Genomic DNA, 17154 nt, shown 5'->3' with positions numbered 1-17154 from the left:
CACTCGCTTTCTAGCTCTTTATATTTGCGCTTAAATTTTGGTCCATTGATAAGCCACATTCTGGGCACTGATAAGTTATTAGATTTAATGGCATATCTTTAACGTGACCGCAACTGCTCTCTATAAGAGTTCTACAGTGTATTTTTTTACTTTACCGGAAAGATAATATGTAAATAGTCATGATCAACTAATTGACAAAAGTCAAAAGTTAATTACCTTTTTCTGACTCTTTTTCAAGACTATTGACTTTTTATTTTCCAGTACAACTTCTGCTTCATAAAACCGATATAAAACGTCATCCTGAAGTGACATTTAAATGTTTACTTCCTGCTTTCACCAGAACTGTCGGCAGCACTCCGTCCACAGGCATTCACGGTCGTTCGCCGAAGGCGGAGCGTAGCTCTCACCGACCGCATTTCACAAATTGATACTTGCGTTTAAATCTCTGTCTATTGACAAGCTACAGTCAAGGCAATTATACCTTCTCAGGCTTAACGGCATATCTTGGACCTGACCACACCTCTCCACACACTAATGTGGAGAAGTTTAAGTAACTAGAGGGGTTGATTGCAAATAGTCTGAGGATGCTGTAAGTGATTTTTACTGTTCTCAACAGCAGAAGTTTTCAGACAAACCTTTTTTTCATGACATCAAAAAATTTGACATACTCCCAACGTTGCGCTTACGCAACAAAGCGGGATTCTTCAATCGAGAAACCCTGACCGCAGTTTCGTGTGAGGTGATGTCCTCTCCCTGTATTAAAATTATTGGCAGTAATATTTTTGAGAGACCTACTACTTAAAGTCTCTAGTTCCAATTTTCAGAACAACATAAAGAAACATCTAAGATTGCTGAGGCAAATAAATTTGCCTAAAAATAGGTTAGTTATATTTTTAACCTCTTTATTTCAAAGATGGATAATAGGCTAACCTCTTTTTGTTACCTATTTGATTGTTACACCAATTTATCTAATTGTCGCGTCTTAACTATTCACAACTATAAATATTATATATGAAAATGATTAGTTTTTTTTATGATTGAAATATTGATACAGAAACAATATATGTAGTATTGTAAAATAGTTATAAATATTTTCCTTTAATTTAAAGTGTAAAATAAAAAATAATATCATCACAGTGTTCTTCTATAAATAATTCGATGGGCGATACAAAGTAACACAACGCTCCATGTTAACGTAAGTAGTGCCCTAGCAAGTGCCATACCTAACCCTATTTGTTTCTTTTGTGGTGAAACTTTGCCCAAATACTCTTTTATTTTCAATTTTGGTTTTATCAGGACTTACACAGAAGACAATACTATACACCATTTATAGGGGTTAACAGCAGTTATCCCTACTATATTTGTGGTTATACGTAAGCTCTGTTTTTAATAAATGCACAAGATATAATACTATTTTCAGATAAATTCTATCAAGCTTAAGGAAAAAAATTATGACCAAAACCGATATTCAATCATCTCAAAAATTGAATTTTTTAACAACATTAGATAATAATAATAACCAAAGCATCTCCGTGTCTAACGGAATTTTTAGTATATTTTCTGCATTTCCAGAATATGACCGTGGCAACAGAATGTATAACATGGGCAGATACGAGTCAGCCATATCTTACTACGAAAATGCGGTTAAAATTAAGCCAGACTGGGCTGTAGGTTGGTTAAAACTAGGTCATTGTTTCTATAAACTACAAAAATATGAACAAGCAATAGAAGCTTATAAGCGATCGCTATCTATCAAGTCAAATGATGATGAAGCTTGGAATTGTTATGGTGTTGTATTATCTAATATAAAGCAGTATGAAGAAGCGATCGCTTGCTTTGACAAAGGAATAAAAGTTAACCAAAATAATTATGAACTCTGGTACAATAAAGGTGTTATTTTAGCTGAATTTAAACAGTATCAAACTGCTACTCATTGCTACAAAAAAGCACTAAAAATACAGCCGATGATGGGAGAAATTTGGTATGCTCAAGGGCAAACTTTATTAAATTTGCAAAAATATGCTGAAGCATTAGCTGCTTATGATTGTGCTGTAAAATTACAACCTGATAATTACCATATTTGGTTAAATAGAGGATTAGCTTTAGTTGAAACCTACCGTTATGCAGAAGCAGTAGCTAGTTACGACCATGCAATAGAATTACAACCAGATAATTATTTAGCTTGGTTTAATCGAGGAATTGCTCAAAGTAAACTACACAAATATCATGACTCAGTCTCTTCTTTTAATAAAGTAATTAAATTAAATCCAGATGATGATGAAGCTTGGTTTTATAAAGGATTAGCTTTAAAAAATCATTGGAAAGAAGGAGGAATTGCTTGTTTTGATAAAGCAATTAATCTTAATCCTAATTTACCAGAAGCTTGGATTAGTCGCGGGCATACTTTATTAGATTTATTCAAGTATGATGAGGCATTAGAATCTTTTAATCAGGCAATTACAATTAATTCTAATTATCCAGAATCTTGGTTAGGCCGAGGCAAAGCATTCATGGCACTTAGTAAGTACAATGAAGCCCTTATTGCCTATGGTAATGCTATTACTACCCAACCAGATTTTTTAGAAGCTTGGAATTGTCGAGGAGAAGCATTAGAAAAACTCCAGCAGTATGAAGCAGCATTAGCCGCTTATGACAAAGTAATAGAAATGAGCGTTAAACAAGGAGTTTCTGTGGCTAAAGTAGGTTTACAAAGAGGAGCTGCTTTAGAAAAGTTACAAAAATATTCTCAAGCAATAGCAGCTTATGATTTGGTCATAGCCAAACAGTCTCATAATTTTGATGCTTGGTTACAACGAGGATTATGTTTAGCAAAAATGGGAAACGACCGAGAAGCTGCTACAAGTTACGATCGAGCTATTAAGATTTGGCCTAATAATTATCAAGCTTGGTCAGAATTAGCTAAGATTATGGAAAAGTTAGAGCAGTATGAAGAAGCGATCGCTGCCTATGACCAAATAGTTTCTTTAAGACCAGGTAATCATCAAATATGGTTTAAAAGAGGATTAACTTTGGAAAAATTAGGATCTATTCAAGAAGCAGTTATTTCTTACAATATAGCTTTGGAAATTCAGCCTGATTACCAAGAAGCAATTAATAGAAAAAATCAGTTAAGGATGCAAGGTTAATTGAACAATTAATAATTAATAATTAACAATTAATAATTACTAATTACCTCTCCTTTAAAAGAAGAGGATTGAGTAATCATGAAAAATTTTCTTTTTATTCCCTGAAAAGAGGAGGCTTTCAACCACAATTTTTCGGTAAAACTAATTTAATTAGGCTTATGAAATATTGTATTTATCTGTCTAAAAATACTTGCACTACTACTACCATGATAAATATTTTTTCTACCAAACAGAATATTTAGTTATGAAGCAGTATTACCAATAGTCTTGTTGTTTTTAGTCTTATTTTCCTGTAATAAATCTGCCCAAGACCAAGCAAAACTAACAATCATAGCTTGAGCGATGGCATTCATCTGTTCTTTGTTATAATTTTTGGAAGTTTGTTGTGCTTCTTTAGATGCATTATTATTCATTTTGATTAATCTCCTCACTTTAAAACCCATACTTATAGATACAACTTCTATAAACTCTTGTCCGCAAAAATGCAACTGTGACAAATAAGAAACTGGATAGTGATATATATCATCAAAAATTTACCGACATATCAGTTTATATCATGTCCGGTAGCATCGGTATTGTATAGCAAAGATAACTGGAGTTTAGACTAAATAGTTGAAGATAAAACCAAGGAAAGGATGGAAAAAAATTGGACTATCATTATAGATGTGAGAGGCTTTGTTGCATGAAGGTGGCGATCGCAAAAACCACCCTTGTAGAGGAATGAACTAGAGAAGACAAATGGCATTTTCTCCTACATATGGCGTTTTTAAGGTGAAGCATGGGTAAGTCCTGTAAATTATTTGTGTGATTTTCGCTCCTCCCTGTCATACTAAATGGTATTACTCATTTTAGTAGTTTTACTCATTAAATGTCAAATCTGCTTAATTGAGATCAAAAATTGTTTCTCACGTCTGTTGATAGTCCAGATTTTTTCAATCCTTTACTTGATTTTATCTTCAACTATTTAGTCTAAACTCCAGTTTCTACCGTATCAAATAGATGTTTTTTTGCAACTTACTGGCGTATATGATGTTCAACTAAATAAGTAGGTGGGCTTAATTATCGGTACAATAGCAATAAAAATTCACGCGCAGTGAAAACCTCTTAAAGACTGGGTCATAAGTTCTTTTTCATATTTTTTATTTTGACCTTTATTTATGCCTACCTACTTACTCGTAATCAACTAAAGTTGCACTCTGTTGTTTACAAGAAAGGTGAGCATATTGCCCACCCTAAATTAAACTACTGGCGTGACACACCTTAAATGGTGGGTTAGATGAGGGGTGTGGGGAGACAAGTGGGACAAAGGAGAAAAAATCTAATGCACTATTTTAACTGTGTCAGTCCACTACACCAAACTACGCACTAAAATATTTCGCTGCAGAATGATAAGTAACGATCGCTGTCGTAGACTGTTCTGGATAAAGTTGCTCACTCTCATCCATATACATATCAATTCTATCTACTTGCAATAAGTCTAACTGCTTAAATTGATCCTGCATATTCGGACAAGCAGGATAACCAAAACTATAACGCGATCCTTGATAACGCTGTTTCAGAATATCCTTAATATTATCTGCATCCTCTGCACCGAAACCTAACTCCCGACGAATACGAGCATGTAACCATTCCGCCATTGCTTCTGCAGTTTGCACCGCCATACCGTGGAAATACAAATAATCTGTATACTGATCCGCAGCAAACAACTTCTGAGCAAACTCAGTGGCTATTTCTCCCACTGTTACAGCATGCATCGGGAACACATCAATAATTCCCGAATCCTTGGGAGCAAAGAAATCAGCAATACACAACCGTCCTAGTGACTTTTGCCGAGGAAATTCAAAACTGTTCACAACTTTTGTTGCTTTACCAGTCTGAGTAACTTCCTCGAAGTCATAGATGAAAAGTGTATTTCCTTCTGCTTGACAAGGGAAATAACCATAAATTGCTTGGGGATGTAGCAACTTCTCATCAATTACCCGTGATTTCCAAGTTTCCAGAATAGGATAAACTTTCTCAGCTAAAAATTCATCATATTCTTCCCGTGGTTGTCCTTGGGGTTTGCGGAATTGCCATTGCCCTGCCATCAACGCTTGCAAGTCTAAATACCAGAATAATTCCTCAAATGGCATATCTTCTGGTTGTAATAACTTAGTTCCCCAGAATGGCGGTGTGGGGCGATCGATATCTACTGCTACCTTATCGGAACGTCGAGTATCTACCACTGCTGGTTCAGGAGGTTTAGTTTCCTCTTTTTCTTCAGACTTAACTTGGGTAGCAACTTTACCATTGCCATTCCCATTACCATTGCCATTTTCTTCGGCAAACTCACCTAAGAACCCTTTAATGTCATCCCAATTATTATCTGCTTTTGCTGGCATCAATTTATCCATGAAATGCAAGTCGGAAAACGCATCCTTACCATAAACTACTTTACCTTTATAGGTATTTTGGCAATCTTGATGAACGAATTTAGGTGTTAGTGCAGCACCACCTAAAATCACGGGAACTGTAATACCTTCTTCGTTAAATGTTTCCAAGTTATCTTTCATAAATGCAGTTGACTTCACCAATAAACCACTCATGGCGATACAGTCAGCATTATGTTCCCGGTAGGCAGCAATGATATTATCAACTGGTTGTTTAATTCCGAGGTTAATTACTTTATAACCATTATTTGACAAGATAATATCCACGAGATTTTTACCAATATCGTGAACGTCTCCTTTAACAGTAGCAATAACAAAAATCCCCTTAGAATTATCCTCACCTGACTCTTCTGCTTCCATGAAAGGTTGTAGATAAGCAACTGCTGCTTTCATAGTTTGAGCAGACTGCAATACAAATGGTAATTGCATTTGCCCAGAACCGAATAATTCTCCTACTACTTTCATGCCATCTAATAAATAGACGTTGATAATATCTAACGGCGGATATGTTTCCAAAGCTTTTGCCAAAGCATCCTCTAAACCGATACGTTCCCCATCAATAATATGTTGTTTTAAACGTTCTTCAATTGGTAAATTTTCTGTAGCAGAACGGTCTTTTTTGGTTGTTTTACCCTGGAACATTGTTGTCAATTCAGTTAGAGGATCGTAAACACAAATATCCCCATCAAATTCACGTTGGTCATATATTAGTTTCCGACAAACTTCTTGATGTTCTGGTTCAATTTTTGACATGGGTAAAATCTTACTGGCACTAACAATAGATCCATCCAAACCTACTGCCATTGCTTCATGCAAAAATACCGAGTTCAACACTTGTCTTGCTGCCGGATTTAAACCAAATGAAATATTAGAAACCCCAAGCATTATATGACAATTTGGTAATTCTTCCCGAATCCTTTTAATAGATTCAATTGTGGCTTTCCCATTTTCCCTATCCTCTTCAATACCTGTAGAAACTGGCAAAGCTAAGGTATCAAAGAACAATTCATGGGCAGGTATGCCGTATTCTATTGCTGCATCATAAGCTCGTTTTGCTATTTCAAATTTCTTATCCGCCGTCCGCGCCATTCCATCCTCATCGATGGTTCCAACTACCACACCAGCACCATATTTTTTCGCCAATTCTAATACTTTAAAAAAACGAGGTTCTCCATCTTCATAGTTAGTAGAATTGAGCAAACATTTACCGCCAGCAACTTTTAAACCAGCCTCCATTTTTTCCCATTCAGTCGAGTCTAACATCAGAGGCAAATTAACATTTGTGACTAAACGAGATGCTAATTCGTGCATATCTTTAACCCCATCGCGCCCCACATAATCAACGTTAACATCGAGAATATGTGCCCCTTCTTTTACCTGAGATTTTGCCAGGGCAACTAAACCATCCCAGTCTTCATTATTGAGTAAAGTTCGACATTTTTTAGAACCACTAGCATTCAGTCTTTCCCCAACAATTAAGAATGAGTTATCTTGTTCGTAAGTTTCCGAAGAATAAATAGATGCTGCTGAAGGAACATAGTTATATTTTCGTTCTTTTGGTTTAAGGGTTTCGGTAATTTCAGCTAATGATTTAATATGGTCTGGTCGAGTACCGCAACAACCGCCAATAACTTGGACTCCCAGGTCTTCAACGAAGTGCATTAATGCCATTTTTAACTCTAAAGGAGTTAATCTATAGTGAGCTTGTCCGCCAATATTTTCTGGCAAACCAGCATTAGGAATACAGGAAATAACAAAAGGAGAATTTTCCGACAAATAACGAATATGTTCCTTCATTAAATCGGGACCAGTGGCACAATTTAGTCCGAGAATATCTATAGAATAAGGTTCTAAAATTGTTAGAGCAGCATTAATTTCTGAACCAACTAACATAGTGCCAAAAGATTCCATAGTTACTGACACCATGATGGGGCGACGATCGCCTTTTTTAGCAAAGGTTTCTTCTATACCATTTAATGCTGCTTTAATTTGTAAAACATCCTGACAAGTTTCTACAAGAAATAAATCTACTCCCCCATCAAAAAGACCTTCTGCTTGTTCCGCAAAACCATTTTTTAGGGTGTCAAAATCAATATGTCCGAGGGTAGGTAATTTTGTTCCTGGTCCCATTGAGCCAGCAACAAATCGAGGCTTTTCTGGGGTAGAAAATTCCGCAGTAACAGACTTTGCTAATTCGGCCGCTGTTTTATTCAGCTCATAAGCTTTGTCCGCTAAATCGTATTCTGCCAAGACAATTTTTGTACCGCCAAAAGTATCAGTTTCAATTACATCGGCACCTGCTGCTAAGAACCCTCGGTGGACTGTAGCAACTGCTTCTGGTTTTGTATGGACAAGATATTCGTTGCAACCTTCGTATTCTTTACCGCCAAAGTCTTCAGCAGTCAGATTTTGGACTTGAAGATTAGTACCCATTGCGCCATCAAAGACGATGACTGGGCGTTCTGGGCTATGGAGACGATTCAAAAATGGGCTATTCATTATTGTGTGTTTGGTTTTTAGTTATTAATTTTATACTACTCTTTTCAGAGTTTAAGAGCAATTTATGTTCTTTATGATAATATGTATTAAGAGGTGCTATCGCAATTAGAACATAGATTTTCTACAGTTAAATAATAACTTAAGTTAACTCACAAAAATGGAAGTTATACATCGGTGAATTCTGATTTATGTATCTTAAAATCTATCTAATTTTTATTGGTCGTAATACAGCGATTGCCAATAAATAGAATTTGAAACTAGAATTATATACCATCAAAAATGGTAGATTAATTAAGAATTTATTTCTATTACCATTACTCAAGTAAATATTTTCTATCAAACCAAGTTTGTCTAATAAAAATTAGACCGATAAATTAGATTTAATTAAAGTGCTTTAAAAAAAACTAATGATTTGATTCAATCAACCATAATGAAGTAGCTATGAATAGAACTGAGCAACTACCAACAATCAAATTTTATCAAAAGCTAAGTACTTGGTGGAAAAATAGTCTACAATCTAAGAAATCGACTCGTAGTTTTCTGTTGCGTTTATTGGTTGCAAGTACTACTGTCTTAGTTAGTATTGCTACTTTTTCTAGCTACCAAGTTGTCCGTGAATTAATTCTAGAGAAATTGAAAAAAAATTCTTTGTTGGAAGTGCAGCTAGGAGCAGATAATATCGATCAATGGTTGGCTAGTAAAAAAATTGAAGCATACACTACCGCTAATACTCCTACATTCCGAACCATGGATTGGTCAATAGTTCAACCCTTCTTAAAATCTAAAGAGTTGCGATCGCCAGATTTTTTCTTTTTTGCCATGATTAATCCTGACGGTTCTTACTATACCACTAAAGTGGGCAAGGCAAAAGCCAATCTCAAAGACCGCAAGCACATTAAACGAGCAATAGCTGGCCAAATAAATGTTTCCGATCCTGTAATTTCTCGCACTCTAGATGTTCTGATGGTTTTTGTTGCTACTCCTGTGTGGTCAGACGATCCTAATATCAAACAACCAATAGGAATTCTAGCTGGTGCAATTTCTACTAACCGGATGAGGCAAATAGTGAGTAGTTTGCAGTATGGTGCCAATAGTTATGCTTTTGCACTTAATTCTGAAGGAGAGTCAATATTTATACCTCAACAAGATCTAAACGGCAATGAAACAAAACCCGTTCCCAATTTTTCGTTGTCAGAAGACCCTAAGTTGCAGAAGATTGCCCGAAAAATGCTCGCTCAAGAAAGAGGTATAGAGTTAGTAGAAGTTGGCGTTTCGGCTGTCGCCGACATGAAACGCGGAGCGTTGCGTCAGCAGTCTCGCCAAGTTTATCTAGCCTATCTTCCCGTAAAAGAAGCAGACTGGAGTCTTGGCTTAATCATTCCTAGAGAAAATATTGAATCGCAACTCAAAGCACTAAATCTGATGGCGTTAGTAGTGCTAAGTTTAGCCATGACTATGATTATAGTCTTGTGGAAGGTACAGTCATTTGAGCAAAAGCAACTCAAAAAAACTAAACAAGCTGCCGAAATAGCAAACCAAGCAAAAAGTCAATTCCTAGCTAATATGAGCCACGAGTTACGTACTCCTCTCAATGGCATTCTCGGTTACGCTCAAATTCTGAACCGCTCTCAGTCTTGGGGCGAAAAAGAACATAAAGGCATTGAAATTATTCATCAATGTGGTAATCACTTATTAACCCTGATCGACGATGTTCTTGATATATCAAAAATAGAAGCTCATAAACTTGATTTATACCCCTCCGATTTTCATTTCCCCTCTTTCCTAGAAGGAGTGGTAGAAATGATTTGTATTAGAGCAGATCGCAAGGGAATTGAGTTTATTTATCAACCAGAAACTAACTTACCAACAGGTATTATTGCAGACGAAAAACGCTTGCGCCAAGTTTTAATAAATTTGTTAAGTAATGCAGTCAAATTTACTGATACTGGTAAAGTAGTCTTTCAAGTGACAACTTTTAGAGGTAAGTCTAGTCAGAGTAGAGATGACTCACATCCATTTTCTACCATTGAATTCAAAGTTCAAGATACAGGAGTTGGGATTCCAGCAGAAAACATCGATGCTATTTTTAAACCCTTTGAGCAAGTGGGAGAGCATAGCAAGCGCTTTCAAGGAACAGGATTAGGATTAGCTATTAGTAGTCAAATAGTTAATCTTATGGGTTCACAAATTAGAGTAGAAAGTCAGTTAGGTGTAGGTAGTATCTTTTCCTTTCAAGCGAAATTTCCTCTTAGTGTTAACTGGGTTAAGTCAGCTTCAACTATAGCTGGAAAACAAATTATTGGTTATACAGGGACACAAAAAACTGTTCTGGTTATTGACGATCGCTGGGAAAATCGATCTGTGCTAATTAATTTGCTACAACCAATTGGTTTTGTCACTACAGAGGCAGAAAATGGTTTTCAAGGATTAGCTAAATTATTAGAGCTGAAGCCAGATGTAACCATTACAGATTTACAGATGCCAGTGATGGATGGTTTGGAGATGCTTAGACAGTTGCGTGCAGTTGATAATTTGAAAAATTTGTTAGTAATAGTTTCTTCTGCCTCCGTATCAGAGATAGATCGACATAACAGTATTGATGCTGGAGGTGATGATTTTCTACCTAAACCTGTAAATGCACAGGAATTATTTAAAATGCTAGATCGACATTTAGGAATAGAATGGAAATATGCTCAAACAAGAAATATAGAAATCATGCCAAAATCATCTGCTTCAGATATAGTTATTGACAACCCTCAGATTTTATCCCCACCATTAGAAGAATTAGAAATCTTACTCGCATTGGTACAGAGAGGTAGGCTGAATCAATTGAGTGCCAAAGCTCAACAAATTCAGCAGTCGAATCAAAAATATATTTCTTTCGTTAAACCAATTTTGCAATGGACTGAAGACTTTGAAGCTGATAAAATTGAAGAATTTATTCAAAGTTTTTTAGAGCAAAAGGAGTAAATTAGTGACAACCACAAATAGTTCAACACTTATTTTAGTTGTAGATGATACTCCAGCTAATCTCAAATTAATGGTTGAAACTTTAATTCATGAAGGATATGAAGTTACTACAGCAATTAGTGGTGAACGAGCGCTCAAACAAATTTCTTATGAGTTGCCAGAACTCATATTACTGGACATACAAATGCCTGGCATGGATGGATTTGAAACTTGTAAAAAGTTGAAAGAAAATCCTGAAACTCAAGACATCCCCATAATTTTTATGACTGCTATTTCAGACAATGAAAGTATAGTTAAAGGTTTTACTTTAGGAGCCGTTGATTATATTACAAAACCTTTTCAAACAACAGAAGTTATCGCTAGAGTAAAAACTCACATCAATTTACAACGTTTGAGAAAAAATCTAGAACAAAAAGTAGTCAACAAAACTAATGAACTTAGTCAAATTTTGAATGAGTTAAAAAATTTTCAAGTAAAACTAATTCAAAGCGAAAAAATGTCGGCATTGGGAGAATTAATTGCTGGAATAGCTCACGAATTAAATAATCCAATTGGTTCAATTTATAGTAATTCTAATCACCTAGAAAGTTATACTAAAAATATAATTCATCACTTATTTCTTTATCAAAAAAATTATCCTCATCCTGTGTCAGAAATTATTGAAGATGCCGAGAAAATCGATCTAGACTTTATCATTAATGATTTACCAAATATGGTTAGGTCTATGAAAGCAGCTTCAGAAAGAATTACTCACCTGAGTACATCTTTACGAACATTTTCTCGGATTGAATTAAATAACAAGAAAAAAGTTACTTTTCATATTCATAAAAGTATTGATAGCACTCTATTAATTCTCAATCATCGCCTGAGAGCTAATCAGTATAGTTCGCTCATTCAAGTAGTAAAAAAATATGGATCTATTCCGCATATTGAATGTTTTCCCGGACAATTAGGACAGGTATTTATGAATATTATTTCTAATGCTATTGATGCTATAAATGAGTTGAGTCGTCAAAAAGAATTTTCTCAGTTGAAAGGCGAGCCTCAGATTATAATTCATACTGCAATAAATGATAATCAAACAGCAGTAGTAGTTAGAATTAAAGACAACGGAGTGGGAATGTCAGAAGAAGTTAAGACCAAAGTTTTTGATAGTCATTTTACTACTAAACCAGTGGGTGATGGAACAGGTTTAGGATTGTGTATTGCCCATCAAATTGTAGTAGAAAATCATGGCGGGAAACTTTGGTGTGAATCAATTTTAGGCCAGGGTTCAGAATTTATTTTAGAATTACCATTGAAGAGGGAAGAAGGAAGAGGTAGGAAGGTTTAATATCATGTCCGAGAAGGAAGAAGTAAGAAGCTTTAATACCATTTTCAAAAAATACTGTTACAGTGCTTTATTATGTTGGTAGGAGTGTTGAGATTAATACTGTAGCGACCTTTTTTGAATTTGGTATAAGAGAAGTAAAAACCTTATATGGCGCTAGATATTTCCCCGACTTTATACACAAACGATACCAACGGACATGATATCATATCATGTTCGGATGATTAGTTATAAAAACTTCTTCACTTCAAACTTCCCTTTCTGCCTTCTGCCTTCTGCCTTCTGCCTTCTGCCCTCTGCCTTCCCCCTGCCAAAGTATAAGTATTTAACCGAACATGATATGACTCCTGACTCCTATGTCATTTTATCGGAATATCTATCATAAATTCTGCACCTTTTCCTGCTTGAGAAATACATTCTAATTTTCCTCCATGTTGCTCGGTGATAATTTGGTAACTAATAAACAAGCCTAGTCCAGTACCTTTACCTACTGGTTTAGTAGTAAAGAAGGGGTCAAAAATTCGTTGACAAATATCCTCACTCATTCCAATGCCATTGTCAGCAATTCTAATTCTTGCCGTTTGCGAGTCTTTCATCTCTGTAGTGATGGAAATTTGGGAAAAATTCTCTGCCTCTGAGGTGGTTACAGCATCAAGGGCATTACTGAGAATATACAGAAATACTTGATTGAGTTGATTGGCATAACAGTTAACCAGAGGAAGTTCCCCATAGTTTTTAACAATAGCAATTTCTAGATCTGAGCTATTCTCGTTGAGGCGATTTTGCAAAATCATTAATGTATTCTCTAATCCTTCATGGATGTCTACCTCCTTGCTTTGCGCTTCGTCCAAACGGGAGAAGTTACGCAAACCACGAATAATTTTGCTAATTCGAGTACTTCCTGTTTCCATAGAGATCAACAGTTTTTCTAAGTCGTTACATAAGAACTCTAGATCAAGCTCTTCTAGTTTGTCTTGGATAGCTGAACTAGGATGAGGTGAGTCTTCCTGGTAAAGGTTGAGTAGCTCTAGTAAGTCCTGAAAATATTCGCGAGCGTGATTGATATTACCTGAGATAAAGCTAATGGGATTGTTGATTTCATGGGCAATTCCTGCTACCATTTGTCCTAAAGAAGACATTTTTTCAGTTTGGATCAGTTGAGCTTGGGTTTGTTGTAATTGTTTGAGAGTTTGTTGTAAATGTTGGGTTCTCTGTTCAACTTTTGCTTCTAGATGTTGGTAAAGTCTGGCATTTTCGATGGAAATACCTGCTTGGGCTGTCAGCAGATTGAGCATTTCGAGGCACTCTGGAGTAAAAGCTTCTGTAGTTAGGTTGTTTTCTAGGTAGAGAATGCCAATAAGTTTTCCTTGGTGGAGAATGGGTGTGCAGAGGAGACTTTTGGGTTTTTGTGCGAAAAAGTAAGGGTCTGTGATGAAGGTATTGTTTTGCTCAAGGTTGTTCAATAACAGTCTTTTTTGAGTGTGTTTGACAGTATTGATGATGGTAAGGGGTATGATGTCAGTTTGTTCTAAAGGAATAGTCGATAGATCGCAAGTGTTGTTATGGCATTGAGCAACGATTTCCCAATTGTCGGAGTTGCTTAATAATAACACTCCTTTGTTTGCTCCAGCATTTTCCATTAGAACCCGCATCAATTTTGAGAGCAAGCTATTGAGTTCGATTTCTTCGGAGATGGCTCTGGAGGCTTTGAACGCAGATGCTTGGTCTAGGAAAGGATTTATAGTGAATGTATCTGAGGATTGAGTAGAGGTGAAAGTGTTGTGGAAATTATGTGGTTCTTTTTTTTCTAGGATAGGAGTGAGGAGTTGGGGATATGTTGATTCGAGTTGTTTAATTTTAGCTAAAGCTCCCCAACGGGCGTAACAATAATAAGCTTCTTGCATATAGCCTACTGCAGCTTTTTCTTGACACCAGTCGAGGTAGAATTTTGCCACTAATTCATTCGCTAAGGCTTCTTCTTGGATGTATTCGTTTTCTTTGGCTCCGGCAATGGCCCGTGCATAAAATTCGATCGCTTCAGCTTTTTGTCCTAAAACTCGGCATTTTTCTGCTTCTACCAAATCAACTTTATGTTGATGATTCATGGGAGCATAATTTGCCCACTGTTGTTGTAATTGTGTTTGGTTTTGTTCGACACGCTGGAATTCTGCTGATGTTTCTTCTGCAGGTGAACTCATCTGTGCTAAAGCAACTAAAGAATCATAGAAATAAAACGCAGGTTCAGTAACTGAACCTACACCACCGATTAAATAATGCCTACCTTCAACTGCATAGTCTTGAGCTGATTCAATTTCTCCAAACAAGTAACAAAGCATCAGTTTATAGACATAGAAGTAATACAACCCATTAGAATCATTGGCTTCGAGCAGTTGGGGCAGAAGTTCTGCTTCTTGGAGAGCCTCCCCAGACAATGTACTTGGATCTTCTACAGCTTCCAGCAAATTTAAAATTGATTGCCAATAAATTAGACACCAATTTCCTGCCGTTAATTGATTCAATTGCACTAACCCATGGCAGTAAGCACGAGTCTCCGGCTCCAAGATAGCAAGAGACTGACCGCACCAAAAAGAATTAAGACAAAAACCGTGAGCACAATATCCAAGGAATTCCAGACTCCCTACTTCTAGCCCAGTTGCATATCCATCTTGCAAGAGCGGTAGCACTTCTTTAATATGATATTTGCGGTGTAAAATGAATATTCCCGCCACAGCTAATACCTCTGGTTTAACAGTTTTAGCATCCAGTTTGGAAACGACCTGAATTGCTAATTGACTAAACTTCACCCCCATATCAACATCTTGCAAAAAATTACAAGCAACGATGCCATAGGTACTATAAGCAAAGAGAGAGGCTGTTGTGTTGCCATATTGAATGGAGAGTTTGACTGATAAGCTAATCAGTAAAGGAAACAAGGGAGAAGCGGAGATATAAGCTGCTGGGGTGATACTATTGGCAATCTGGATAATGGCGATTTTTTCCACCTCCGTCATAATTTGCAGATCAACTAAGTCTTCAATTTTCCGGTCGCCGATCGCTCTGTTAATCTCGGCAATGCAGTCTTGAATATCATTTTGTGTAGGTGTTTGAGGAAAAGTTACATCAAACTGTTGTAAGAGTTGTTGGGCAATGGCAATGGCTTCATTGGATTTATTCTGCAAGACATTTGCTCGAATTCTAATTAGGTAAACATTAACCTTTTCCAGTAAAGAATTTGCCTGTTCGATGACTGTCTCAATGAACTGCTCCATCACATCAAACTCACCACATAGTGAGGCCAATTCTGCCGTTAAATTATGAAATTCTAGACACATTTCATATTGATGCTGCCAAGGGTTTTTGCCGAGCAAGGATAATCCAATGCTGGCATATTCACGACCAGCTTGATAGGCTGTTGCAGCTCTGGCTTTGCGACAGGCAATTAGATTGAGTTTGGATAATTCATCTCGTTCTTTTTGTTCACTAATTAAGGCCGTTCCATAATTTAATTGACCCACTAGCTCAAAAATCCTTTGTTCTCTTGCTTCTTTGGGGAGCTGTTGCAGCAGAAGTTGTCCGATGTGGTAATGGGTTCTTTGTTTTTCCTCTTTTATAATCAGAGCATAGGCGGCCTGTTGTACTCGGTCATGTAAAAAGCCATAACCAACTGTAACATCGTCAACATCCTTTTCCTCTTCTCCCTGGAAAAACTTATAGGTTTCACTCTGAGGAATTACAAACCCTTCTTGTAATGCTCCCCATAAATCTGTTGCCACTTTCTCTAGGGTTTTTTCACAAATTACCGCTAAGGTTTCCAAGTCAAACTGGTTACCAATGCAAGCTGCTAACTTCAGTACATTCTGAGTAGCTTCCTCTAGTTTACGTAAACGCCCGATCATGAATTCCAGCACATCATCGGTGAGGGATAACTGTCGTATTTGCGTTAAATCACATTGCCAGTAACCCGCCTCTGAATCAAATGTAATCCAAGCATCTTCATGCAACCCTTTCAAAAATTGGGTTGTAAAAAATGGGTTTCCTTTAGTTTTTTGATAGACTAATTGAGACAATGGTGTAGCGTTTTCCACAGAACATTGCAGAGTATCGGCAACTAAACGAGTAATATCTACTTCCCTTAAAGCAGCTAGTGTGATGGTATTAATCTTCACTTCCTGTTTTTGAATTTCATCCAGTGTCAGCATTAATGGATGAGTAGGAAACACTTCGTTATCTCGATAAGCTCCCAATAACAGCAAATAACCTATCTCCGACTCACTCATCAATAACTTCAGCAGTTTAAACGATGCCAAATCTGCCCATTGTAAGTCGTCCAGGAAAATCACTAGAGGATGATCTTTTGTCGTAAATACGCTAATAAATTTGCCAAACAGCAAGTTGAAGCGATTCTGTGCTGCACTGCCAGACAATTCAGGAACAGGGGGTTGTTGACCAATAATATTTTTCAACTCTGGGATAACTTCAATCAGAACTTGACCGTTTTCTCCCACTGCATTGATAATTTTTTGTTTCCAATTATCCAGTTGGGTATCACTTTCTGAGAGGAGTTGCCTCATTAAATCTCGAAAGGCTTGCACAAAGCCAGAAAAGGGAATATTCCGATTGAATTGGTCAAATTTCCCTTTGATAAAATAGCCCCGTTGTCGAACTATGGGTTTATGAATTTCATTGATGACAGCAGTTTTTCCAATACCTGAAAATCCTGCTACTAACATCATTTCTACTCTTTTTTCTCCCCCCTTTTTTATCCCTCTCCCGTCCCCCT

The 17154-nt window shown here is 36.6% G+C and carries 7 protein-coding genes; 3 read left to right on the top strand and 4 right to left on the bottom strand.

Annotation, left to right across the window (positions count from 1 at the left end; translation table 11 throughout):
* Positions 1-417: 417 nt before the first annotated feature.
* A complete protein-coding gene (locus AC3DU7_RS06130; protein WP_488038467.1) occupies positions 418-528 on the bottom strand; it encodes a zinc ribbon domain-containing protein in 111 nt (36 codons plus the stop codon).
* 923 nt (positions 529-1451) lie between these two features.
* Here AC3DU7_RS06130 and AC3DU7_RS06125 point away from each other — a divergent pair.
* A complete protein-coding gene (locus tag AC3DU7_RS06125; RefSeq protein WP_488038466.1) occupies positions 1452-3146 on the top strand; it encodes a tetratricopeptide repeat protein in 1695 nt (564 codons plus the stop codon).
* A gap of 242 nt (positions 3147-3388) precedes the next feature.
* Here AC3DU7_RS06125 and AC3DU7_RS06120 read toward each other — a convergent pair whose 3' ends face one another.
* Positions 3389-3559, bottom strand: a complete 171-nt coding sequence (locus tag AC3DU7_RS06120) for a hypothetical protein (protein ID WP_488038465.1) — start codon at positions 3557-3559, stop codon at positions 3389-3391.
* A 945-nt stretch (positions 3560-4504) separates the two neighbouring features.
* On the bottom strand, positions 4505-8074 hold the full coding sequence (gene metH / locus AC3DU7_RS06115) for a methionine synthase (protein ID WP_488038464.1): 3570 nt from the start codon (positions 8072-8074) through the stop codon (positions 4505-4507).
* 441 nt (positions 8075-8515) lie between these two features.
* Between metH and AC3DU7_RS06110 the strand changes: the two genes are divergently transcribed.
* Positions 8516-11044 (top strand): ATP-binding protein, encoded by a 2529-nt coding sequence (locus tag AC3DU7_RS06110; RefSeq protein WP_488038463.1) that lies wholly within the window; start codon positions 8516-8518, stop codon positions 11042-11044.
* Positions 11045-11048: 4 nt separating this feature from the next.
* Positions 11049-12377, top strand: coding sequence for a hybrid sensor histidine kinase/response regulator (locus tag AC3DU7_RS06105; RefSeq protein ID WP_488038462.1), 1329 nt, complete (start codon positions 11049-11051; stop codon positions 12375-12377).
* 356 nt (positions 12378-12733) lie between these two features.
* On the opposite strand, the gene AC3DU7_RS06100 is transcribed toward AC3DU7_RS06105, so the two are convergent.
* Positions 12734-17107, bottom strand: a complete 4374-nt coding sequence (locus AC3DU7_RS06100; protein ID WP_488038461.1) for an AAA family ATPase — start codon at positions 17105-17107, stop codon at positions 12734-12736.
* Positions 17108-17154: the final 47 nt, after the last annotated feature.

Source organism: Okeania sp., from assembly GCF_983059655.1.
This window is presented reverse-complemented; position numbering and strand designations above follow the sequence as displayed.